General features: G+C 70.3%; 17 protein-coding genes. 10 read left to right on the plus strand and 7 right to left on the minus strand.

All coding sequences use genetic code 11. The annotated features are described in order from the left end of the window. Window positions 1-256 precede the first annotated feature (256 nt). From rho to IEZ27_RS11025, 3 genes are all read left to right on the plus strand, one after another. Entirely contained in the window at window positions 257-1,369 is a 1,113-nt protein-coding gene (gene rho / locus IEZ27_RS11015; RefSeq protein ID WP_189647102.1) for a transcription termination factor Rho, read from the plus strand. 20 nt (window positions 1,370-1,389) lie between these two features. Beyond that, a complete protein-coding gene (locus IEZ27_RS11020) occupies window positions 1,390-2,409 on the plus strand; it encodes a putative RNA methyltransferase (RefSeq protein WP_189647103.1) in 1,020 nt (339 codons plus the stop codon). 145 nt (window positions 2,410-2,554) lie between these two features. Next, the gene (locus IEZ27_RS11025) at window positions 2,555-4,321 is read left to right on the plus strand and encodes a S9 family peptidase (RefSeq protein ID WP_189647104.1); all 1,767 of its coding nucleotides are present in this window, start codon (window positions 2,555-2,557) and stop codon (window positions 4,319-4,321) included. Between the two features lie 51 nt (window positions 4,322-4,372). On the opposite strand, the gene IEZ27_RS11030 is transcribed toward IEZ27_RS11025, so the two are convergent. Beyond that, a complete protein-coding gene (locus IEZ27_RS11030) occupies window positions 4,373-5,653 on the minus strand; it encodes a PP2C family protein-serine/threonine phosphatase (RefSeq protein ID WP_229823864.1) in 1,281 nt (426 codons plus the stop codon). Between the two features lie 384 nt (window positions 5,654-6,037). Between IEZ27_RS11030 and IEZ27_RS11035 the strand changes: the two genes are divergently transcribed. Continuing rightward, window positions 6,038-10,231, plus strand: a complete 4,194-nt coding sequence (locus IEZ27_RS11035; protein ID WP_189647105.1) for a HAMP domain-containing protein — start codon at window positions 6,038-6,040, stop codon at window positions 10,229-10,231. Window positions 10,232-10,234: 3 nt separating this feature from the next. Further along, window positions 10,235-10,864, plus strand: coding sequence for a response regulator (locus tag IEZ27_RS11040; RefSeq protein WP_189647106.1), 630 nt, complete (start codon window positions 10,235-10,237; stop codon window positions 10,862-10,864). A gap of 123 nt (window positions 10,865-10,987) precedes the next feature. Here IEZ27_RS11040 and IEZ27_RS11045 read toward each other — a convergent pair whose 3' ends face one another. Both IEZ27_RS11045 and IEZ27_RS11050 read right to left on the minus strand, forming a co-directional pair. Continuing rightward, a complete protein-coding gene (locus IEZ27_RS11045; RefSeq protein WP_189647107.1) occupies window positions 10,988-12,235 on the minus strand; it encodes an NYN domain-containing protein in 1,248 nt (415 codons plus the stop codon). 186 nt (window positions 12,236-12,421) lie between these two features. Then, a complete protein-coding gene (locus tag IEZ27_RS11050; protein WP_229823865.1) occupies window positions 12,422-14,758 on the minus strand; it encodes a sigma-70 family RNA polymerase sigma factor in 2,337 nt (778 codons plus the stop codon). Window positions 14,759-14,950: 192 nt separating this feature from the next. On the opposite strand from IEZ27_RS11050, the gene pyrE reads away from it, so the two are divergent. Continuing rightward, complete coding sequence (gene pyrE, locus IEZ27_RS11055) at window positions 14,951-15,484, plus strand: orotate phosphoribosyltransferase (RefSeq protein WP_125644118.1); 534 nt, start codon at window positions 14,951-14,953, stop codon at window positions 15,482-15,484. Here the strand turns inward: pyrE and IEZ27_RS11060 are convergent. Together IEZ27_RS11060 and IEZ27_RS11065 are read right to left on the minus strand one after the other, a co-directional pair. Beyond that, entirely contained in the window at window positions 15,459-15,887 is a 429-nt protein-coding gene (locus IEZ27_RS11060) for a hypothetical protein (protein WP_189647109.1), read from the minus strand. The two genes, pyrE and IEZ27_RS11060, sit on opposite strands and share 26 nt — an antisense overlap. A 50-nt stretch (window positions 15,888-15,937) precedes the next feature. Beyond that, complete coding sequence (locus IEZ27_RS11065) at window positions 15,938-16,648, minus strand: DedA family protein (RefSeq protein WP_189647110.1); 711 nt, start codon at window positions 16,646-16,648, stop codon at window positions 15,938-15,940. Between the two features lie 126 nt (window positions 16,649-16,774). Here IEZ27_RS11065 and fbaA point away from each other — a divergent pair, with 126 nt between their 5' ends. The 3 genes from fbaA to IEZ27_RS11080 all read left to right on the plus strand — a co-directional run bounded on the left by fbaA (window position 16,775) and on the right by IEZ27_RS11080 (window position 19,644). Beyond that, entirely contained in the window at window positions 16,775-17,797 is a 1,023-nt protein-coding gene (fbaA, locus tag IEZ27_RS11070) for a class II fructose-bisphosphate aldolase (RefSeq protein ID WP_125644124.1), read from the plus strand. Between the two features lie 34 nt (window positions 17,798-17,831). Then, window positions 17,832-18,242 (plus strand): DUF3151 domain-containing protein, encoded by a 411-nt coding sequence (locus IEZ27_RS11075; protein ID WP_229823866.1) that lies wholly within the window; start codon window positions 17,832-17,834, stop codon window positions 18,240-18,242. A 118-nt stretch (window positions 18,243-18,360) separates the two neighbouring features. Then, window positions 18,361-19,644 carry an adenylosuccinate synthase gene (locus IEZ27_RS11080; RefSeq protein WP_189647112.1) on the plus strand — a complete coding sequence of 428 codons (1,284 nt, stop codon included), beginning with the start codon at window positions 18,361-18,363 and terminating at the stop codon, window positions 19,642-19,644. An 81-nt stretch (window positions 19,645-19,725) separates the two neighbouring features. On the opposite strand, the gene IEZ27_RS11085 is transcribed toward IEZ27_RS11080, so the two are convergent. After that, complete coding sequence (locus IEZ27_RS11085) at window positions 19,726-20,274, minus strand: GNAT family N-acetyltransferase (RefSeq protein ID WP_229823867.1); 549 nt, start codon at window positions 20,272-20,274, stop codon at window positions 19,726-19,728. 267 nt (window positions 20,275-20,541) lie between these two features. Between IEZ27_RS11085 and IEZ27_RS11090 the strand changes: the two genes are divergently transcribed. Then, a complete protein-coding gene (locus tag IEZ27_RS11090) occupies window positions 20,542-21,450 on the plus strand; it encodes a glycerophosphodiester phosphodiesterase family protein (protein WP_125644132.1) in 909 nt (302 codons plus the stop codon). A 7-nt stretch (window positions 21,451-21,457) separates the two neighbouring features. On the opposite strand, the gene corA is transcribed toward IEZ27_RS11090, so the two are convergent. Then, the gene (corA, locus tag IEZ27_RS11095; protein ID WP_229823868.1) at window positions 21,458-22,474 is read right to left on the minus strand and encodes a magnesium/cobalt transporter CorA; all 1,017 of its coding nucleotides are present in this window, start codon (window positions 22,472-22,474) and stop codon (window positions 21,458-21,460) included. Between the last annotated feature and the right edge of the window lie 307 nt (window positions 22,475-22,781).

The following is a 22,781-nucleotide window of genomic DNA, read 5'->3' on the forward strand; positions in this document are numbered from 1 at the left end:
CCTCACGGCTCGGTGCGATGAAGAACATTGTCACGCGTGCGAGCCGGGACGCGTGGGAGAACACACCAGAACCGTCCGGGAATAGTCCAAGAGGGCTAGGCGTTTGATGGAGCGGAACGTGTGGTATCTTCCCCACAAGCGTTGAGCTTCAGCTCCGCTGGTCTTCCTCATCAAGCCCCGCCCAGGTTCTCCGGGCCCGGCTTCTCATCGAACTCGCCGATCTCTGCTCGGCGTATCTCCCCCAAAGGGGCTCATCATGACTGTTCACACCATTCCGCAACAACGCGCGGAAACGCCCGTACGGCAGGTGAGCGGCCTCCTCGACGTGCACGAGAAGTCCGCCCACATCCGCGCGGAACACCTTCCGGGGCCCGGTGACGTCCGGGTGCCGCCCGAGAAGGTCAAGCAGCTCGGCCTGCGGCGCGGCGACCACGTCGTCGCCTCCGCGGCCGGGGGCAAGCTCGCCGCCGTCGTGTCCGTCAACGGACTGACCGACTGGCGGCACCGGCCGCACTTCGAGGAGCTGACGCCCGTACATCCGGACGAACGGCTCGTCACCGAGACCGAGTCGCTCAGCACCCGGGTCATCGACCTGGTCGCGCCGATCGGCAAGGGACAACGCGGACTCGTCGTGGCGCCGCCCAAGGCCGGCAAGACGATGGTCCTCCAGGCGCTGGCCGCCGGGATCAGCCGCAACCATCCCGAGGTCCACCTCATGGTCGTGCTCGTGGGCGAGCGACCCGAGGAGGTGACCGAGATGCGCGCCTCCATCCAGGGCGAGATCTTCGCCTCCACCTTCGACCACCCCGACCGCGACCACGCCGCCGTCGCCGAACTGGCCGTCGAGCGCGCCAAGCGCCTGGTGGAGACCGGCCGCGACGTCGTGCTGCTGCTCGACTCGCTGACCCGGCTCGGCCGGGCCTACAACAACCTCGCGCCCGGCGGCGGCCGGGTGCTCACCGGCGGCATCGACGCCCGTGCCCTCTACCCGCCCAAGCGTTTCTTCGGCGCCGCGCGCAACGTCGAGGGCGGCGGCTCGCTGACCATCCTCGCCAGTGCCCTCGTCGACACCGGCTCCCGCATGGACAACAGCCTGTACGAGGAGTTCAAGGGCACCGGCAACATGGAACTCCACCTCGCCCGCGACCTGGCCGAGCACCGCCTGTTCCCCGCGGTCGACCTGGAGGCGTCCGGCACCAGGCGCGAGGAGATCCTCCTGCACCCCGAGGAGCGGCAGGTGATCTGGCGGCTGCGCCGCACCCTGGCCGGCCTCGACCGCCGGCAGGCCCTGGAGACGCTCATGGGCAAGCTGCGTACGACGCCGTCCAACGCCGCCTTCCTGCTGGAGGCGCTGCGCGCGGCCGCCTGAGGCCCCTGGAGAATGGGCGCATGCTGGCCGACATCGTCGAACACCTGATCTGCCCCGTCTGCCGTGCGGACGTGGAGCTCGCCGACGGCACCCTGAGGTGCGCGCGCGGGCACTCCTTCGACGTGGCCAAGCAGGGATACGTCAGCCTGCTCACCGGCTCACGACCGCCCGGCACCGCCGACAGCCCCGCGATGGTGGCCGCGCGGGCCGCGTTCCTGGAGGCCGGCCACTACGATCCACTGGCCGCGGCGCTGGCGGAGGCCGTGCGGGCGCGTACGGATGCCGGGAGCGTCCCAGAAAAACGTGAATCTTCTACTGAATCGAATGACGGAACCGGGCCGAGAGCGTACCGTGGGGCGGGTGTGGAGGCCGGTCCAGGAGTTGGACCGGTGATCGTCGAAGGTCGCGGCGCGGCGGGCAGGGTCGCACCAGTGATCGTCGACGCCGGTACGGGCACCGGGCACTACCTGGCGGCCGTGCTGAATGCGGTGAACGGTGGCATCGGGATGGCGTTCGACGTGTCCAAGCACGCCGTACGGCGGGCAGCGCGGGCGCATCCGAGGCTGGGGGCGTTCGTGGCGGACGTGTGGCGGCCGCTCCCGATCCGGCATGGGGTGGCCGATGTGGTGATCGATGTGTTCGCGCCCAGGAACGGGCCCGAGTTCCGCAGGATCCTGCGCCCGGGCGGTGCGGCGATCGTCGCGACCCCGGCCGCGGCTCATCTGAGCCCGCTGGTCGAGGAGCTGGGGCTGCTCTCGGTGGACGAGGAGAAGGATCGCCGCGTGGCCCGCAGCATGGAGGGGTTCGCACAGACCGGGCGGCACACGATCGAGTTCGACATGAGACTCGGACAGGACGAGATGGTCCAGGTCGTGGGAATGGGCCCGAGCGCGTGGCACACTGATCCCGCCGAGCTAGAAGCCCGCATATCCGGATATTTCAGCCGACGTGCCAAGAATGGCCAGAATAAAGTTACGGTCAGAGCCGCGTTTCATCTGTCTATCTTCGAGCCTGAGCCCGAATCAAGACCTGTTCCTTGACGGGCGTCTGCGACTGGTGTTACTGATGGGGCATTTAGTCCGAAATTCCCCCACATTCCCCGGGTATTTCCCCGACTCAGGCGCAATACTGGACGGCATCCCGCACCCAGAGGGCGTGGGCCATCGATGGGAGGGGGCGCGCCGGATGAAAGCGGAGGAACGCTGGCAGGCCAGGTTCCGGGCGTCGCGCATGACGTTGCCGACCTGGGCACGTCAGGCCCCGAACCGCTCCATCTACCGCTCCAACGCCACAGGGACGTGGGAGGTCTACGCCTGGGACCGGGTGACGGGCGCCGTACGCCAGGTCACCGACCGGCCCAAGGGCACCGCGCACGCGGCGATCGACCCGGCGGGACAGTGGATCTACTGGTTCGCCGACACCGACGGCGACGAGTTCGGGAGCTGGTGGCGTCAGCCGTTCACCGGCGGGCCGAGCGAGCCGGCCGCCCCCGGCCTGCCGCCGGGCCAGCCGGGCGGCATCGCGCTGTCGGCGACCGGCGTGGCCGCCATCAGCCTCGCCAGCGAGGGCACGTTCCGGATCCACCTGGTACGCCCGGGAGCACCGGCCAAGCTGCTGTATGAGCACGCCGAGGCCGCCTGGGTGACCGACATGTCCCTCGACGGCTCCCTCATCGCCATCAACCACGGCGAGTACGGCGACTTCCGCCGCCCGGCGCTCCGCGTCGTCGACCAGAACGGCGAGACCGTCGGCGAGCTCTACGACGGCCCCGACAAGGGCGTGCACGGCCTCAGCTTCGCCCCGGTCGTCGGCGACCGCCGCCTGCTGACCCTGCACGAACGCCGCCAGCGCCACGAGCCCCTCGTCTGGGACCCGGTCACCGGCGAGCAGCGCGAGATCTGGCTGAAGGACCCCGGCGACCTGGCGGCCGAATGGTTCGACGACGGCCGCGGCCTGCTCATCGTGCGCGACCACCGCGCCCGCAGCTACCTGCACCGCTACGACCTGGCGGGCGGCGTCCTGACGCTCATCGACACCCCGCACGGCGTGATCGACGAGGCCGCGCCGCGCCCCGGCGGCCACATCGAGTACTCCTGGTCCAGCGGCTCGCGCCCGCCGGTCATCCGGTCGAGCAACGGCCAGGTCGTGCTCAACCCCGGCGGGCCGTCCGCGCCGCCCAGCGTCCCCGTCGAGGACGTCGACGTCGAGGGCCCGGGCGGCCGCATCCACGCCCTGGTGTCCAAGCCCGAGACCGGCGCGGCGCCGTACCCGGCGATCTTCCTCATGCACGGCGGCCCGACCGCCCACGACACCGACTCCTTCTCCCCCGAGGTCGCCGCCTGGGTGGACGCGGGCTTCGCCGTCGTCCGCGTCAACTACCGCGGCTCGACCGGCTACGGCTCGGCCTGGCGGGACGCGCTGCACGGCGACGTGGGGCACATCGAGCTGGCCGACATATCCGCCGTACGCCAGTTGCTGGTGGACCGGGGCACGATCGACCCAGCCCGGCTCGTCCTGGCCGGCACCGCCTGGGGCGGCTACCTCGCGCTGCTCGGCCTCGGCGTCCAGCCCGGCCTGTGGGCCGCGGGCATCGCCGCCGTGCCCATCGCCTGCCACCAGACCTGCTACGAGGACGAGGCCGAGAGCCTGCGCGCCTACCAGCGTGCCCTGCTCGGCGGCTCCCCCGACGAGCAGCCCGAGCGTTACGCCTTCTGCTCGCCGATCACGTACGTGGACCAGATCAAGAGCCCGCTGCTGATCCTCGCCGGCGAGAACGACACCCGCTGCCCGCTGCGCCAGATCGAGAAGTACGTGGCCAAGCTGGCCGAGCACGGACGCGAGCACGAGCTCTACACCTACGGCGCCATCCGCGGCTCGCTCGTGGTCGCCGAACGCATCGCGCAGACGGCCCTGCAACTGGAGTTCGCCCGCAAGCACGTACACATCGGCTGACACCGACTCGCGCACGTTTTGGGAGCGCTCCTGCGGGGCGCTCCCGCGCGGTCAGCGGGCGCGCAGGACCACGATCGCGAGGTCGTCGGCGCTCGGCTCCGAGGCGAACTCCGCCGCGCCCCTGCGGATGCGCTCGGCCACCGCCCTGGCCGACAACCCGGCGCACTCGGCCAGCAGCTTGGCCAGGCCGCCGTCGTCGTCGAGCAGCCGTCCGCCCGAGCGCCGCTCGGTCACGCCGTCGGTCACCGCGAGCAGCACGTCGCCGTGGTCGAGGTGGATGGTGTCGGCCTCGAAGACGACCTCGTGGAAGACGCCGAGCAGCGATTGGGGCGTGGTCACCGCCTCCACCTTGCCGCTCGGTTTGAGCCGCAGGGCCTCGGGATGACCCGCCGACACCAGCCGCACCTCCAGGCCGGACTTCACGGGGGTGATGTCGCCGTGGAGCAGCGTGAGGAACCTGGCCCGCTCCCCCTCCTCCAGGATCGCCTGGTTGAGCCGGCCGAGCACGGCGGCCACGCCGTAGCCCTCGCGGGCCAGCAGGCGCAGCGTGTGGCGGGCCAGGCCGGTCACCGCGGCGGCCTCGGGGCCCGTGCCGCAGACGTCGCCGATCGCGAAGCGCCAGGAGTCGTCGCCCGCCTTGTACAGGTCGTAGAAGTCGCCGCCGACCTCGTTGGCCTCGCCGGCGGGCTCGTAGATGACGCCGTAGTCGAGGCCGGGCACCTCGGGCTCGTTGGGCGGCAGGAGGCTGCGCTGCAACGCCCGGTTGGCCGCGGCCTGCTGGGCGTAGAGCCGGGCGTTGTCCATGGCGAGCGCGGCGCGCCGGCCGATGTCCTCGGCGAACTGGATGACCTCGTCGGGGAACCGGTCGGACCGGCCCAGGCACATCATGCCGAGCCCCCGGCCGCGCGCCGTGAGCGGCACGGCCAGCACCTGGGAGTCGGTCAGGTGGATGGTGGAGGTGACCCTGGTGTCGGCCGCGCCCACGTCCATGCCGGCGAGCTGCTCGCGCAGGCCGTCGATGCGGGCCTCGTCGGCGTGCCACAGGTAGACCAGCCGCAACGGCCCCATCGAGCTGTCGGCGGTGTAGACGGCGCACCAGCTCGACAGGCGGGGCACGACGATCTGCGCGATGATCGCCGGAACCATGTCGGGGTCGAGGGTGCCGGCCAGCAGGTCGCTCGCGTCGGCCAGGAAACCCAGCCAGTGGGGGCCCCTGGCGCTCTCCTCCAGCCATTCGGCGGCCACGCGGTCGGCCGAGCCGGGTAGCGTGAGCCTTGCCCAATGGACACGGGAATCGCCCGCGAAGGTGACTCCCCACTCTTCCACGTTCACGGAGGGAGCTTTTGGATCGCCGTGGGAGTTGATCCGTTGTCGCAGTTCGACCTGGACGGCATCGCCGTAATGCTTCCAAATCACCTCAAACGGCTCGTCAGAGACCTGCTCCGCGAGATCACCGGCCACCTGTTCGGCGGTGTGGAGCACGCCGACGGTGGCCCACGCGGTCATCACCTCACGCGTGAACCTCATCGCAGCCGTCACAGCGGTCTCGCCCGGCGCGAAGGTCGCAGCCAGCACCGCATGGGGAGATGCAGTCATCCCATCGTGCCTACCACACTTCTCGCTGACTTGGGGTAAATCCAAGGGCAGGACTGCGAGCTACTCATCGTGACAGACTTGAATCACTCGCCGGGACCCGCCGCGAGTGAAGGAGGCCACATGACCACGGCCAAGGCCGTAACAAGCCCGGAGGAGAGGACCTATACAGAATCGGATCTCGTTCCCGTCCTGGAGACTCTCTTCTCTTGGCGTGATGGCGATTTCCGGCGTCGGGTCCCGCATGCGCCCCCCGGCATCCTCAGCGAAGTGCGTCTGTTGCTCAACGAAGTGGCCGACCGCCGTGAACACCTCGCGAACGAGCTGGCACGAGTTCGCAAGGAAGTCGTCAAGGAAGGCCGCTTCGGCGAACGGCTGACGCCCGGTCCCGGGGTCGGGGCGTGGTCGGAGAGCGTCGAGTCGGTCAACATGCTGATCGACGCGCTGGTGAGCCCGGTCAGCGGGGCGGCCGACGTGATCGACGCGGTGGCCAAGGGCGACCTGTCGCGGCGCATCGACCTCGACCGCTCGGCCCGCGGCGAGGTACGCCGCCTGGGCAAGGCCATCAACGGCATGGTCGACCAGCTCGCCCTGTTCAACTCCGAGGTCACCCGCGTGGCCCGCGAGGCGGGCACCGAGGGCAGGCTGGGCGGCAGCGCCAACCTGCGCGGCATGTCGGGAAGCTGGCGCGACCTCACCGAGGCCGTCAACACGATGTCCTCGCGCGTGGCCGCGCAGGTCCGCGACATCGCCGTGGTCACCACGGCGGTCGCCAAGGGCGACCTGAGCCGCAAGGTCACGGTCGACGCCGTGGGCGAGATGTTCGAGCTGAAGAACACCGTCAACACGATGGTCGACCAGCTCTCGGGCTTCGCCGAGGAGGTCACCAGGGTCGCCCGCGAGGTCGGCACGGAAGGCCAGCTCGGCGGCCAGGCTCAGGTGACCGGCGTGTCGGGCGTCTGGAAAGACCTCACCGACAACGTCAACTTCATGGCCAACAACCTGACCTCACAGGTGCGTTCGATCGCGACCGTGGCCACGGCGGTCGCCCAGGGCAACCTGTCGAAGAAGATCACGGTCGACGCCGAGGGCGAGATCCTCCAGCTCAAGGACACCCTCAACACCATGGTCGACCAGCTCTCGTCGTTCGCCGACGAGGTGACCCGCGTGGCGCGCGAGGTCGGCACCGAAGGCAAGCTCGGCGGGCGCGCCGAGGTGAAGGGCGTGTCGGGCGTCTGGAAGGACCTCACCGACAACGTCAACTCGATGGCGAACAACCTGACCTATCAGGTGCGCAACATCGCCCAGGTGACCACGGCCGTCGCCAACGGCGACCTCACCCGCAAGATCGACGTCGACGCCCAGGGCGAGATCCTGGAGCTCAAGTCGACCATGAACACGATGGTCGAGCAGCTGTCCTCGTTCGCCTCCGAGGTCACCCGTGTGGCCCGCGAGGTGGGCACCGAGGGCCAGCTCGGCGGCCAGGCACAGGTACGCGGCGTGTCCGGGGTCTGGAAGGACCTCACCGACAACGTCAACTCGATGGCCAACAACCTGACCTCGCAGGTGCGCCAGATCGCGGCCGTCTCGTCCGCGGTGGCGCAGGGCAACCTGTCCAGGAAGATCACCGTCGATGCCCAGGGCGAGATCCTCCAGCTCAAGGACACCCTCAACACGATGGTCGACCAGCTCTCGTCGTTCGCCGACGAGGTGACCCGGGTGGCCCGCGAGGTGGGCACGCAGGGGCAGCTCGGCGGCCAGGCGCGGGTGCAGGGCGTGTCGGGCGTCTGGAAGGACCTCACCGACAACGTCAACTTCATGGCGAACAACCTGACCTATCAGGTGCGCAACATCGCCGAGGTCACCACGGCCGTGGCCAACGGCGACCTGACCCGCAAGATCGACGTCGACGCCCAGGGCGAGATCCTGGCGCTCAAGACCACCATCAACCGGATGGTCGACCAGCTCTCCTCGTTCGCCTCCGAGGTCACCCGGGTGGCCCGCGAGGTGGGCTCGGAGGGCCAGCTCGGCGGCCAGGCCCGGGTCGAGGGCGTCGAGGGCACGTGGAAGCGGCTCACCGAGAGCGTCAACGAGCTGGCCGGCAACCTGACCACGCAGGTGCGCGCCATCGCGACCGTGACCAGCGCCGTGGCCCGGGGCGACCTGACCAGGTCGATCGCCGTCGAGGCGCAGGGTGAGCTGGCGGAGCTGAAGGACAACATCAACTCGATGGTGGCCAACCTCCGCGAGACCACCCAGGCCAACCAGGAACAGGACTGGCTCAAGTCCAACCTGGCCCGCATCTCCCGGCTCATGCAGGGCCACCGCGACCTGTTCGAGGTGGCCAAGCTTACGATGAGCGAGCTGACGCCGCTGGTCTCGGCCCGCTACGGCGCCTTCTACGGCATCGACCCCGAGGGCGACCACGAGCTGACGCTGATCGGCGGCTACGGCGTACGTCCCGACCGGGGGCCGCGCCGGCGCTTCGCGATCGGCGAGGGCATCGTCGGCCAGGCGGCGGCCGAGGGCCGGCACATCATCCTCGACGACGTGCCGCCGCAGTTCATCACCATCGACAGCGGGCTCAGCCAGTCCACGCCCGCGCAGATCGTGGTGCTGCCGATCCTGTTCGAGAACCGCGTGCTCGGCGTACTGGAGCTGGCCTCGTTCACGCCGTTCGGCGAGGTGCACCTCGACTTCCTGACGCAGCTGGTCGAGACCATCGGCGTCACGATGAACACGATCATCGCCAACTCCCGTACCGAAGACCTGCTGACCGAGTCCCAGCGGCTCACCCGCGAGCTGCAGGAGCGCTCCGACGAGCTGCAGCGGCAGCAGGAGGAGCTGCGCAGGTCCAACGCCGAGCTGGAGGACAAGGCGGCGCTGCTGGCCAAGCAGAACCGCGCGATCGAGATCCAGAACTTCCAGATCGAGCAGGCCCGCCGCACCCTGGAGGAGCGCGCCGAGCAGCTCGCGGTCTCCTCGCGGTACAAGTCCGAGTTCCTCGCGAACATGTCCCACGAGCTGCGCACCCCGCTCAACAGCCTGCTGGTGCTGGCCAAGCTGCTGACCGAGAACGCCGAGGGCAACCTGACCTCCCAGCAGGTCGAGTTCGCCCGTACGATCCACAGCGCGGGGTCGGCGCTGCTCCAGCTGATCAACGACATGCTCGACCTGTCGAAGGTCGAGGCGGGCCGGATGGACATCCATCCGATCCAGGTGTCGTTGCCCAAGATGGTCGACCTGCTGGAGGCGGCCTTCGCGCCGCTGGCCCAGGACAAGGGGTTGTCGTTCAGCGTCGAGGTGGCCTCCGACGTGCCGAGCGAGCTGCGGGCCGACGAGCAGCGCCTGCAGCAGGTGTTGCGCAACCTGCTGTCCAACGCGGTGAAGTTCACCCCGAAGGGCGAGGTCAAGCTGCGGGTCGCGGCGGCGCCCCGGGGCGTCGACTTCGACGACGACACTCTGCACGACGCCAACGACCTGCTGGCCTTCCAGGTGATCGACACCGGCATCGGCATCGCGCCCGACAAGCGCGAAGTCATCTTCGAGGCGTTCAGGCAGGCCGACGGCACCACCAGCCGCAAGTACGGCGGCACCGGCCTCGGCCTGGCCATCTGCCGCGACATCGCCCGGCTGCTCGGCGGCGAGATCCACGTCGAGAGCGAGCTGGGCAGGGGCAGCACGTTCACGCTCTACCTGCCCGCCTCCTACACCGGCCCGCTGGCGGCCACCGACGGCAGCACGGCCCCGCGCCGGCAGCTCATGACCTCGCCCGCCGAGGAACAGGCCGCCGCCGCGACCATGCCGGAGCCGCCGATGCCGCTCGACCTGCCGATGCCCGAGCTGGTCGACGCGCCGGTGGAGACGCCCGCCCAGTGGCAGGGCGACGACCCGCTCAACGGCGCCAAGATCCTCATCGTGGACGACGACATCCGCAACGTGTTCGCCCTCACCAGCGTGCTGGAACGACACGGCTCGACGGTCGTCTACGCCGAGAACGGCCGCGAGGGCATCGAGCAGCTCGAACGCAACGAGGACGTCGCGCTCGTGCTGATGGACATCATGATGCCGGAGATGGACGGCTGGGCCACGACCTCGGCCATCCGGCGCATGCCGCAGTTCGCCGACCTGCCGATCATCGCGCTGACCGCTAAGGTCATGCGAGGTGATCGCGAGAAGAGCATCGCCTCGGGCGCGTCCGACTACGTGCCCAAGCCGGTCGACGTCGATCGCCTGCTCGAACGGCTGCGCGGATGGCTCAGCCGTGGGCGAGGGGCCACGACCGACTCGTCGCCCTCATCTGCCGAAGGGTCGTGATCGATGCCGGACCGTGCCAAGATCCTCCTGGTCGACGACCGCGAGGAGAACCTGATCGCCCTGGAGGCGATCCTCAGCTCGCTCGACCTGGTGCCCGTACGCGCCAGGTCGGGTGAGGAGGCGCTCAAGGCGCTGCTCAACACCGAGTTCGCGCTGATTTTGCTCGATGTCCGGATGCCGGGCATGGACGGCTTCGAGACGGCCGCGCACATCAAGCGGCGGGAGCGGACCAGGAACATCCCGATCATCTTCCTGACCGTGGTCGACAGCGCTCCCGACTACGCCTTCCGCGGCTACGCGGCGGGCGCGGTCGACTACCTCACCAAGCCGTTCGACCCGTGGGTGCTGCGTGCGAAGGTGTCGGTGTTCACCGAGCTCTACAACATGAACAAGCGCCTGGCCGAGCAGGCGTCGTTGCTCCGGGAGCGGCTGACCGGCGAGTTGCCGCCCGGAGCCGGGGATCACGCCTCCGTCCTGCCGGAGTTGTCCCGGCGGCTCACGGCTGTGGAGGACGAGCTGGCCCGGGTTCGGGAGCTGGCCCGCAAGTCGCAGGATCCGGCGCTCGCCGTACCGCTGGCCGACCTGAGGGACCGGCTCACCCACCTGCGCGCCGGCTTCGACGCGCTCTCCTGACTTCCCCCCGCACCACCCGACGCCCGGACCGCCCATCGGCGCCCGGGCGTCCCTCTTTTCCCGCAGGCAGCACGAGGGCACGGGGATGGGCCGCGAGAGGCGGCGGAAGACGGCGGGGCGGGGTCAGTGGCGGGCGCGTTCGAGGGCGTCCCAGAAGCCGCGGCGCAGGGCGTGGCGGACCTCGTCGTGCAGGAGGAAGTCGATCGGCAGCGAGGAGCCCTGCAAGAGGCGGGCCTCCAGGTCGGAGGGCATGCGCGGCTTGCGGGCGAGCACCGCCTCCAGCCACAGCGCGGGCGCGTCGCGGGCCACGGACTCCCCGAAGTCGTGCCCCTCGCGGTGGGCGGCCTTCACGGCGTCGGCCAGCGTGGTGGCGCCGGCGGTCGCGGCGGGCGGCGGTGAGACCGGCGCGGGCTGCGGCCCGGTGTACGGCCCGAGCTGCGCCGCCTGGTACGTGCCCCCCGAGGACGGCGTCGCGAACTGACCGGTGCTTGGCGAGGCGGACTGCGGCTGCTGCAGCGGCCCGGTCGCCGGCGCGGCGGACGGCGGCACGGACGGCGGGATGGACGGCGGCTGCTCCTGGTACCCCGAGTACGAGGGCAACACCGGCGGCGAGGACGACTGCCCCCGCGACGACACCGGCCCGTTGGCGGACGGCTGCGCCGAGGCCGCGTGGCTGCCGGAGGAGGACGGGTTGGCCGCGTGGCTGCCCGTGGACTGCGCCGGCGGCAGCGAGGCCGGCGAGGACGGCGGCGCGGACACCGGGGCGGGCGGCAGCGAGTGGGCGGCGTGCCCGTTGCTGAGCGGCTGGTGGTGGCCGTTGGAGGACTCGGTGGCGCCGGACACCATGGTGACGTAGGGCCGCAGGTGGACGCCGCCCAGCTCGACCAGGTCGTCGCACTCCTGCCGCAGCGACCGGGACACGGCCCACCCGCCGTCGGCGGCGATGTGGATGACGGTGACCCTGATGCCGAGGTCCTGCGCGTCGCACACCACCTGGGCGAGGTCCTCGTCGCCGCTGACGACGACGGCGTCGCAGATGGCGGTGTTGCGGGCGAGGGTCATGAGGTCGCGGTGGACCTGGGCGTCGACGCCTTCGCGGCGGCCCGGCCGGATGCGCGAGAGTCTGAGCTTGAGGCCCGGGATGTCGGCCAGTGCGTCGTGCTCCGGGGTGCGGCGGCCCTCGACGGTCGCCTCGTACCAGTAGCACCGCAGCAGCGGCAGGCCCGTGCGCTCGCGCGACAGATTGGTCATCAGCTGGAGCAACCCGGGATAGTCCCAGGCGACGGCTTCTCGATGGCGAGTGCCGTGCACGGCCATCGCTCCGTCTGCCAGCAGATAGCCAGCGTCCACGAACAGCGCACAGCGATCCACTGACACCGCCCCTTTCATGGTGGTCCGACCTTGCTGGCTCTGCACCGTCAGAGACCGGACTCGGCGGCCCTCTCTCAGGGTAATGAAAGCTGGTGATCGTGCGAGGGTTAATCCCGACGATTCGACCGCAGGCCGCCGTCCAGCCGGACCATTCAGCCAGACCGTACCAGTTTGTCCCGTTCGTGGTCACGAGCGCGCCCTGACGCTCAGTGCGGCGACCCCGAACAGTACGACGTCCCTGTCGGCCGCGATCGTCAGCCCCGGATCGCGGCGGCCCAGCTCGGCGGCCACGGTGTCGACGTCCACGCCGAAGGTCATGCCCGCGGCGCCGTTGGCGGAGCCGTCGAAGACGTTGTCGCGGTCGCGGTCGCCGCTCGCGGGCCTGATCGCGCCGGTGCCCAGCGAGACCTTGTCGCCCCCGAGGTCGGCGTCGCCCTCCCAGGTCACCAGCTCGGCCCTGGCGGGCGCGGCGACCGGGCTCAGGCCGCCGAGCGGCAGGTGGATCATCCTGGTCGGCCCACCGACGACGGTGGCCGTGTCGAGCACCACGGCCTGGCTGTACGGCTGCCGCGGCCCGGTCACGATCACCACCAGGCTCCACCCGGCATGGTTGGAGGCCCCCTCGGCCATCGGCGCGTCGGCCGCCCACCAGAAGCCGTTCGGACGTGCCTGCCCGGCCAGCGCGGTGACGTCGGCGAAGGCCTGATAGGCCGGGCCGAGCGGCATGGCGAGGGTCGTGACGTGGTCGGGACGGACCGACACGTACGTGCGGCGGCCCGGCGCCCTGACCTTGATCGGCCCCGCCTCCGTGCCGCTCGCCGACCAGTAGAGGCCGGCCCACACGACCCGGCTGTCCTTGGGCAGGGTGAGCCTGGCCGCGCTGGAGGCGGTGGTGGCCGGGCTGGAGTCCTGGTCGAGCGCGGTCATCGGCCAAAGATCGTTGTCACGCCGGTCGCCCTGGCGGCGCCTGGCCTCCGCGCAGCCGTCGTGCTCCTCGGAACAGCTCAGCAGCGTGTTGCCGACGGCCCGGACGGCCACCCTGCCCTCGGTGGCGAACCTGGCCGACGCCCCCACCGTACGGACCCCCTGCTCGGCCCGGGCCCTGACGCGCGGCCCGCCGCCGTCCACGAGCACGGCGGGACCGGCGCCCTCAGGGGCCTGCTCGGACACCAGCACGCGCAGGAACACCGCCGTGCCCTGCCCGGCCGCCAGCGGCTGCCTGACGCACCGCGCGCCCAGACCGGCCTGGCGGCAGGACCAGCCGTCGACAGTGCCCACGGGAGCGAGCAGCGCGACGCCGTGGCCGCGCCTGGCGGGCGGGAGGAGGGTCACGCCGGGCGGCAGCTCCACGGTCGCGGCCAACTCGCCGCTCGGGCCGTCGCCGTCGTTGCGCAGGCGCAGGCCGACGATGCCGGGCTGGGCGCGTACGAGGGCGCCGAGCGCGTCGATCGTGGCGCGCAGCCGGGGCCTGCCCGGCGGCTCCCTCCTGGGCGGCGGGACCCGCGCCGGCGGCTCGCTCGGCACGGGCATCGGCACCGGCTGCACCGACGCCGACGGCTGGGCCAGGGGCGCGGCGGCGGCGGGCGGCCTGGTCGCCGGCTCCTCTCCCGACACCAGCACGAACGCCGCCACCGCCGCCGACGCGACCGCGACGCCGCCCGCCGTCAAGACCTGCCGCCGGGACGGCGTGCGCCGCAACCGCCCGGACAACCGCGACAACCAGCCCGCGCCGCCGACGGCCGAACCCGCCTTGGCCAGCGCCGCGGCGTAGCCCGCGAAGACCGGACCGGCGACGAGCGGGCCGACGATGACGCGCAGGCCGCGGTTGACGTCGGCCAGTTCGAGCAGCACACCGTGGCACTCCTCGCAGTCGTTGACGTGGTCGTCGACCGTGCGGGAGTCGCGCCTGGCCAGCCCGCCCCTGACGTAGGCGCCCATCTTGCCGATCACCGGACGGCACTCGTGCGCCGGCGCCGCGCGCAGATGCATCTGGAGGTACGCCTGCCGCAGCCCCTCGCGCGCCCGGTAGGCGAGCGCGGCCACGCCGTTGGCCGACAGCCCGAGCAGCGACGCGACCTCGGCCGGCTTGCACTTCTCCACCTCGGTGTGCCAGAGCACCGCCCGCCACCGCTCGGGCAGCGACAGGAACGCCCGGGAGATCATCGACCGCTCCAGGCCGACGAGCGCGGGGTCGACGAAGGGCACGCCCGGGTCGTACTGCTCGATCTCGCCCGTGGTCACCTGGCGGCTCTCGACCCGGTGGCGGTCGTAGACCGTACGGCGCACGACGGTCAGCAGGTAGGTGCGGAAGCCCGACTCCGGCCCGCCGCCCCGGCCCACCAGGTCGAGGATCTTCGTGAACGACTCCGCCACGACGTCCTCGACCTCGGACTCGCCCCTGACCAGCTGCCTGGCCAGGGCACGCGCAGCGGCGACGTGACGCTCGTAGAGCCGTCCGTAGGCGGCCGCGTCTCCCGCCCTGACCTCCTTCAGCAGGTCAGCATCGCTTAGCGGCGATTCCACACTCATTGTGACCTCACGATTACGCCGGGTTGCCCCGCGCAATCATTCCGCATCTACCGTCATGACTAAACCGAAGCTCCGCCTTTACCTCCGGTGACCTACGGGAGACGCATGGACGAGGACGTGCCGGGCGTCCACCGGGACGAGACGCCGCGCCGCTCGTGCCGAGCCCGGGACCCTAAGCTTGGGCGCATGACAGACCGCGACAACCTGCTGGCCGAGATCAAGCGCAAGGCCGTCATCCACGGCAAGGTCACGCTCTCCTCGGGCAAGGAGGCCGACTTCTACCTCGACCTGCGGCGGATCACGCTCGACGGGGTGGCCGCGCCGCTCGTCGGCGGGGTGATGCTCGACCTGACCGACGATCTCGACTTCGACGCCGTGGGCGGCCTCACGATGGGAGCCGACCCGGTGGCCTGCGCGATGCTGCACGCGGCGGCGGCGCGCGGGCGCACGCTCGACGCGTTCGTGGTGCGCAAGACTCAGAAGGCGCACGGGATGCAGCGCAGGATCGAGGGCCCCGAGGTGAAGGGCCGCCGGGTGCTGGTCGTGGAGGACACCTCGACGACCGGCGGCTCGCCGCTGACCGCCGTCGAGGCGCTGCGGGAGGCGGGCGCGGAGGTGGTGGCCGTGGCCACGATCGTCGACCGGGGCGCGGGCGCGCGCATGGCGGAGGAGGGGCTCGACTACCGCACCGCCTTCAGCCTCCAGGACCTCGGACTGTGAAGGACTCCCTCGTGCCCTTCTCCTTCGGGGCGCGGGGGCTGCCGTTCTCGGTGACGCGGACGGTGCCCGCGTCGCCGAGCACGACGTCGAGCTCGGGCTCGAAGTAGCTGACCTCCTCGCCCCCGCTCATCTCCCGATGCTGGAGCACGTCGCCGCCGGGGACGCGTACGGTGACCGTCGGGCAGACGTCGGCCACGCACTCGATGCGTACGGTGGGCACCCGGGCCTCGCTGGGCCGGGCGAGGGCGGTGGCGGTGGACGCGGGCCGCTCCGGTTGCGCGCCGGGCGGGTCGATCAGCGCGCGTACGCCGACGACCAGCAGTGTCGCCACGGCCCCCACCGCCAGGACGATGAGGGCTGACCGGACGATTCTTCCCAGCGGAGCTGACCTGTGGCGTCCCACAGGGGGCACTGTACCCGGCGGTAACCCCGGGCCCGGTCAGCGCCGAGGGGTCAGGGCTGGGGGTCGGTGCCGGAGGGCACGCGGTGGTGCTTGCCGTTGGGCAGGGGCAGCCGCTTGCGCTCGCGGCGCTTCTTGACGAACTCGATGATGATCGGGATCAGCGAGATGAAGACGATGATGAACACGCCCGGCAGGATGTACTTGTCGATCTGCTTGGGATCGACCTTGCTGCCGAGGAAGTAGCCGAGCAGCACCAGGCCCTCGACCCACACCACGCCGCCGATGACGTTCCACAGGAAGAAGCGCCTGGCCGGCATCTCCAGCACGCCGGCCACCGGGTTCATGAACGTGCGGACGATCGGCACGAACCGCGCCAGCACGACCGCCCTGGCCGGCCCGAACTTCTGGAAGAACTCCTCGGCCCGCATCACGTGTTCGCGCTTGAACAGCCGTGAGTCCGGCTTGTCGAACATCCTCCTGCCGAACCTGGCCCCCAGGAAATGGCCGAGCTGGGCGCCCGCGATGGCGCACAGCGGTGTGCCGATGACCAGGACGGGGAAGGAGATCGGCGGCGCCTCGCCCACGACCAGCGACGCGGAACTGAAGATCCCCGCGGCCACCAGCAGCGAGTCGCCCGGCAGGAAGAAACCGAGCAGCAGACCCGTCTCGGCGAAGATGATGGCCAGGACGCCGATCGTGGCGAAGGCGCCGAGGATCGTGAGCCACCACGTCGGGTCGAGGAGATTCCAGAGCCAGTCCACCCCGTGAGCCTACCCGGAGCGGAGCCGATCGGATGTGGCCATCCGGCTGGCGTTGTCACTACCAGTTGCGGTTGCGAGCCGGGATACTGGGCAGGCGCGAAGCCGTACTTCTCAGGGAGATGACTTATGCCCATCGCGACTCCAGAGGTCTACGCCGAGATGCTCGACCGTGCCAAGGCGGGCGGGTTCGCCTATCCGGCGATCAACGTGACCTCGTCCCAGACCTTGAACGCCGCGCTGCGCGGGTTCGCCGAGGCCGAGAGCGACGGCATCGTGCAGGTCTCGACGGGCGGCGCGGAGTTCCTGTCCGGCACCACGGTCAAGGACATGGTGACGGGCGCGACCGCCCTGGCCGAGTACGCCCGCGTGGTGGCCGCCAAATACCCGGTCACGGTGGCGCTGCACACCGACCACTGCCCGAAGGACAAGCTCGACGGCTACATGCGGCCGCTGATCGACATCTCGCTCGAACGGGTGGCGAAGGGCCTCGACCCGCTCTTCCAGTCCCACATGTGGGACGGCTCGGCCGTGCCGCTGGAGGAGAACCTGGAGATCGCCAAGGAGCTCCTGGAGAAGTGCGCCCGCGCCCGGATCATCATGGAGATGGAGATCGGCGTGGTCGGCGGCGAGGAGGACGGCGTCGTCGGCGAGATCAACGAGAAGCTCTACACCACCCCCGAGGACGCGCTGGCCACGGCCGAGGCCGTGGGCGTCGGCGACCAGGGCCGCTACATGCTGGCCGCCACGTTCGGCAACGTGCACGGCGTCTACAAGCCGGGCCACGTGAAGCTGCGCCCGAGCGTGCTGAAGGACATCCAGGAGGCCGTCGGCGCCAAGTACGGCAAGGACAAGCCGTTCGACCTGGTCTTCCACGGCGGCTCCGGCTCGCTGCTGGAGGAGATCCACGAGGCCATCTCCTACGGCGTGATCAAGATGAACGTCGACACCGACACCCAGTACGCCTTCACCAGGCCGATCGCCGACCACATGTTCCGCAACTACGACGGCGTCCTGAAGGTCGACGGCGAGGTCGGCAACAAGAAGGCGTACGACCCGCGCGCCTACGGCAAGAGCGCCGAGACCGGCATGGCGGCCCGCGTGGTCGAGGCCTGCCACAACCTCAAGTCGACTGGGACGAAGATCTCCTAGCCACTTGGGCGGCACGGCGGGTATGACTTGTCCTATGGATAACCTTCTCGCCGGGCCGCCCCCGACTCACCTGCCGGACCTGCCCGAGGCCAGGGAGGCGCTCGAATCAGGAGCCAAGGCCGCCGACGTGGCCGCCCGCTTCCCCGGCTATCCGGGGGCCTGGGCCGCGCTCGCGGAGGAATACTTCGCGCAGGGCCATGCCGTCACCTCCTACGCCTTCGCCCGCACGGGCTACCACCGCGGCCTCGACCAGCTCCGCCGGAGCGGTTGGAAGGGCCACGGCCCGGTCCCGTGGGAGCACGAGCCCAACCGCGGCTTCCTGCGCTGCCTGTACGCCCTGTCCAGGGCGGCGCAGTCCATCGGTGAGAAGGACGAGGCCGAGCGCTGTCTGCAGTTCCTCAAGGACAGCACCGAGGCCGGATACGAGGCGCTGGCCAAGGGTTAGCAGCTCATTCGGGCCACGCGCCTTGGGACGAATGGGCAGACTCGGGTAGTCTCTCTACGCAAGAGCCCCTGTCGCACTTGCGCCAGGGGTTTTCGTTTTGTGCTCGGGAGACTGAACAATGCCGGCTGCCGTTCTCGTTGGGGCCCAGTGGGGCGATGAGGGCAAGGGCAAGGCCACCGACCTGCTCGGTGGCGACGTCGACTACGTCGTCCGTTATCAGGGTGGCAACAACGCGGGACACACCGTCGTCATCGGTGACCAGAAATACGCGCTGCATCTCTTGCCTACGGGGATCCTGTCGCCGGACGTCGTACCGGTGATCGGCAACGGCGTGGTGATCGACCCGGGGGTGCTGCTGAGCGAGATCGACGGGCTGGCCAAGCGGGGGATCTCCGCCGAGCGCCTGCTGATCTCGTCGAACGCGCACCTGATCATGCCTCACCACAAGGCGCTGGACAAGGTCACCGAGCGCTATCTGGGCAAGGCCAAGATCGGCACCACCGGGCGCGGGATCGGCCCGGCGTACGGCGACAAGATCGCCCGAATGGGCGTACGCGTCCAGGACCTGCTCGACCCGGGCATCCTGGCCAAGAAGATCGAGGTCGCCCTGACCGAGAAGAACCAGGTGCTGACCAAGGTCTACAACCGGCGCGGCATCGATCCGGCCGCCGTGCTGGAGGAGTACCTGGCCTACGCCGAGCGGCTCAAGCCGCACATCGCCGACACCTCGCTCGTGTTGTCCAAGGCGCTGGACGAGGGCAAGTTCGTCCTGCTGGAGGGCGGTCAGGGCACGCTGCTGGACATCGACCACGGCACGTACCCGTTCGTCACCTCCTCGTCGCCGACGTCGGGCGGCGCGTGCGCCGGTGCGGGCATCCCGCCGAACCGGCTCACGAAGATCATCGGGATTCTGAAGGCGTACACGACCCGTGTGGGCTCGGGGCCGTTCCCGACGGAGCTGACCGACGAGACGGGCGAGTGGCTGCGCCGGACCGGCGGCGAGTACGGCGTCACCACCGGCCGCGACCGGCGTTGCGGCTGGTTCGACGCGGTGATCGCCCGCTACGCGACCCGGATCAACGGGATCACCGACTACTTCCTCACCAAGCTCGACATCCTGTCGGGGCTGGAGAGCATCCCGGTGTGCGTGGCGTACGAGGTCGACGGGGTGCGGCACGACGAGATCCCGATGACCCAGACCGACTTCCACCACGCGGTCCCGGTCTACGAGGAGCTGCCGGGCTGGAAGGAGGACATCTCCAACGCCAAGTCGTTCGACGACCTGCCGCCCAACGCGCAGTCGTACGTGCGGGCGCTGGAGGAGATGAGCGGGGCGCCCATCTCGGCGATCGGCGTCGGCCCGGGGCGCGACCAGACCGTGGTGGTTCGTTCGCTGGTCTGACCGGCACGTGAAGCGGACGAGGGGCCCGGCGCGACACGCGCCGGGCCCCTCGTCGTGCGACGACGCAGGTCTGGTGGGGCTTCAGTTGTCCGCCGCGGCGAGGACGGCGGCCGTCATCGGGGTGTGCAGGGTCCAGCCGAGGGTTTCGTAAAGGGCCTGGCCTTCGGCGGTGGCGACCAGAACGCCGCTCCGGGCGCCCCGGGAGACGGCGGCGGCGGCGATCGCGGTCATGACGACCGTGCCGAGGCCGCGCCTGCGGTGCCCGGCGGCCGTCTCCACCTGGTCGACCACGGCGGCGGCGCCCGCGAGGGCGAACTGGCCGCGGGCGGCCACCTCGCCCGCGTCCGTGAGCAGCCGGGCCACGGTGACGCCGGCCCTGGTGGTGATCGCCAGGGTGTAGCCGGAAGGGGCCTTCGGCGTGATGCGGGGCAGGGTGGCGGTGGTCATCATGAACTCCTGCTCCTGCACGGTCCAGCTCGGGGACAGTACGGGTGCGACCTCCTCGGCGGCGGCGCAGAGCTTGAGCCAGGTGCCGGGGGCGGTGAGGGCGCCGGTCAGACCGGCCACGAGCTCCGGGGTGGGGGCGGGGACGATGTGCCGCGTCACATGGCCGGGGAGGCCGACGTCCACTCTGAGGCCCCACGGTTCGGGTACGGGCCGAGGGGCGTTGCGGGAGATCGCCCAGCCGTCCACCCATGCCCGGACTGTTGCCGTATGGGCTAGTTTGCGAACCTCCGTCATGAGTTCCAGCTTATTGCAAGGTAGTTGCATTTATCATCAATAAAGCGGTCGGAGAGCCCCCTGGCGACCATCGACCTTCGACCAGGGCGTAGCAGGATAAAAAGGACACGGCGTGGCACTGCCTCAGCGGGCCTTCCGCCAGGTAGTGTCCCCCGTGTGCGCGTTGAGATTCATGGTCACCGGGGAGCGCGGGGCCTGTGGCCGGAGAACACCCTGCCAGGGCTGAGCCGCACGATGGAGCTCGGCGTCCACGCGCTCGAGTTCGACGTCGCCCTCACCGCCGATCGCCGCCTCGTGCTCACGCACGACCTCACGGTCTCGGCCGTCACCAGTGCCGACCGCCGGCCGCTGCGCCAGGGCGATCCGCTCTTCCCGTACGTCGGCAAGCCGATCAACGTGCTCAGCCTCGCCCAGCTGCGCACCCTCGACGTGGGCGTGCGCCTGCCGCGTCACCTCGACGACCCGTTCGCGCTCACCCAGGTCGCCATGCCGGAGACCCGGATGCCGACGCTCGGCGCGGTGCTCGGGCTGGTCAACGCCTACGAGGCCGAGAACGTAAGGCTGCACGTCGAGCTGAAGTCCGACCCGACCAGGCCGGAGCTGACGGCCGACCCCGAGATGTTCACCGAGCTGGTCGTCGAGGAGCTCGACCGCCACGGCAGGCTCACCAACGCCGCCGTGCTCAGCTTCGACTGGCGCGTCATCACGCACGCGGCCCGGCTCGCGCCCGCGGCCCGGCGGTTCGCGCTGATCGAGCTCGACACCCTCCACTGGCACGAGGGCGGGCTGGGCGACGACATCCCCGCCGCGGCCCGCGAGGCCGGAGCCACCACGCTCTCGCCCGAGCACGTGATGGTCGACGAGAAGCTGATGTCCCAGGCCGCCGCGGCGGATCTCGACGTGGCGGTGTGGACGGTCAACGACCAGGCCCTGGCCGGGCGGATGCTCGACCTCGGCGTGGCCGGGATCGTGACCGACTACCCCGACCGCATGCGGGAGTTGTGGCGCGAACGCGGCCACGAGCTGCCGGAGGGCGTCCGGCCGCTGAGGCCCGTGAGCGTCTGAGCGCGGTTCAGAGCCAGCCGTTACGGCGGAAGCCGCGGTGCAGCAGCACACAGGCCGTGATCATGACGGCCAGCACCGCGGGGTAACCCCAGACCTGCTTGGTCTCGGGCATGAAGTCGAAGTTCATGCCGTAGATTCCGGCGATCATCGTCGGCACGGCCAGGATGGCCACCCACGAGGAGATCTTGCGCATGTCCTCGTTGGCCAGCGCGTTCGAGCGGGCCAGCGCGGCCTGCAAGATCGAGCTGCACAGTTCGTTGGAGGCCTCGACCTGCTCGCAGACGCGGGACAGGTGGTCACCGACGTCGCGGAAGTACTCGCGCATCTCCGAGGGGATGACGCGGCGCTGCGGCAGCGCCGACAGCGGTGACTGCAGCGGCGTGACCGCCCGCTTCATCTCCAGCATCTCCCGCTTGAGCTGGTAGATCCGGTTGATGTCGCGGGAGCTGACGTCGGCGAAGACGGTCGCCTCGACCTCTTCGAGTTCGAGCTGCATCAGGTCGGCCACCTGGAGGTACTGGTCGACGACGTGGTCGGCGATGGCGTGCAGCACGCCGGCCGGGCCGCGGTTCATCAGCTTGGGCTTGTCCTCAAGGCGCTCGCGGACCAGGGTGAGCGGGCAGTGCTCGCCGTGGCGCACGGTCACCACGAAGTCGACGCCGAGGAACACCATGATCTCGCCGGTCGCGATGATCTCGCTGTTGGCGGTCAGCTCGTCGTGGTCGAGGTAGGCCACCGTCTTCAGCACCATGAACAGGGACTCGCCGTAGCGCTCCACCTTGGGACGCTGGTGGGCCTTGACCGCGTCCTCGACGGCCAGCGGGTGCAGGCCGAAGACCTCGGACAGCCACTCCACCTCGGGCGCCTCGGGCTCGTGCAGCCCGACCCAGACGAACGCGTTCGCGCCGTCGGAGTTCTTGTTGTGCTCGCGTACGAGTTCGAGGGACTCGACGATGCCCGGGGCGCAGACCTTCTTGCCCTGGATGTAGGCGCCGTACTCGACGATGGAGTCGACAGGGGGCACGCAGACCTCACGCACCGACTTGGTGAGCGAGTGCGCGGCGCGCGGCTGAACAGGGTGACGGTTGATACGACGGAAAAGCGTGGACGAGCGCATGGCAGTCCCTTTCCGCCCGACCTGGCACGCTCCACGCGCGATGAAAAGTCACCTCAATCGACACAAATGCGTGGAGGCACGATCAGGCTGCCGGATTGGAGTGGTCGGGGGTAACTGGGGCGTACGTGGGAGAGCACGTACTGCTGGGATCACCAGGATTCATCCCGGACCACCTCCAATCACAAGAGACGCCGCAAAGCCGCCTTAACCTACC

Origin of the sequence: Nonomuraea spiralis (genome assembly GCF_014648435.1) — a bacterium.
GTDB classification, from domain to species: Bacteria; Actinomycetota; Actinomycetes; order Streptosporangiales; family Streptosporangiaceae; genus Nonomuraea; species Nonomuraea spiralis.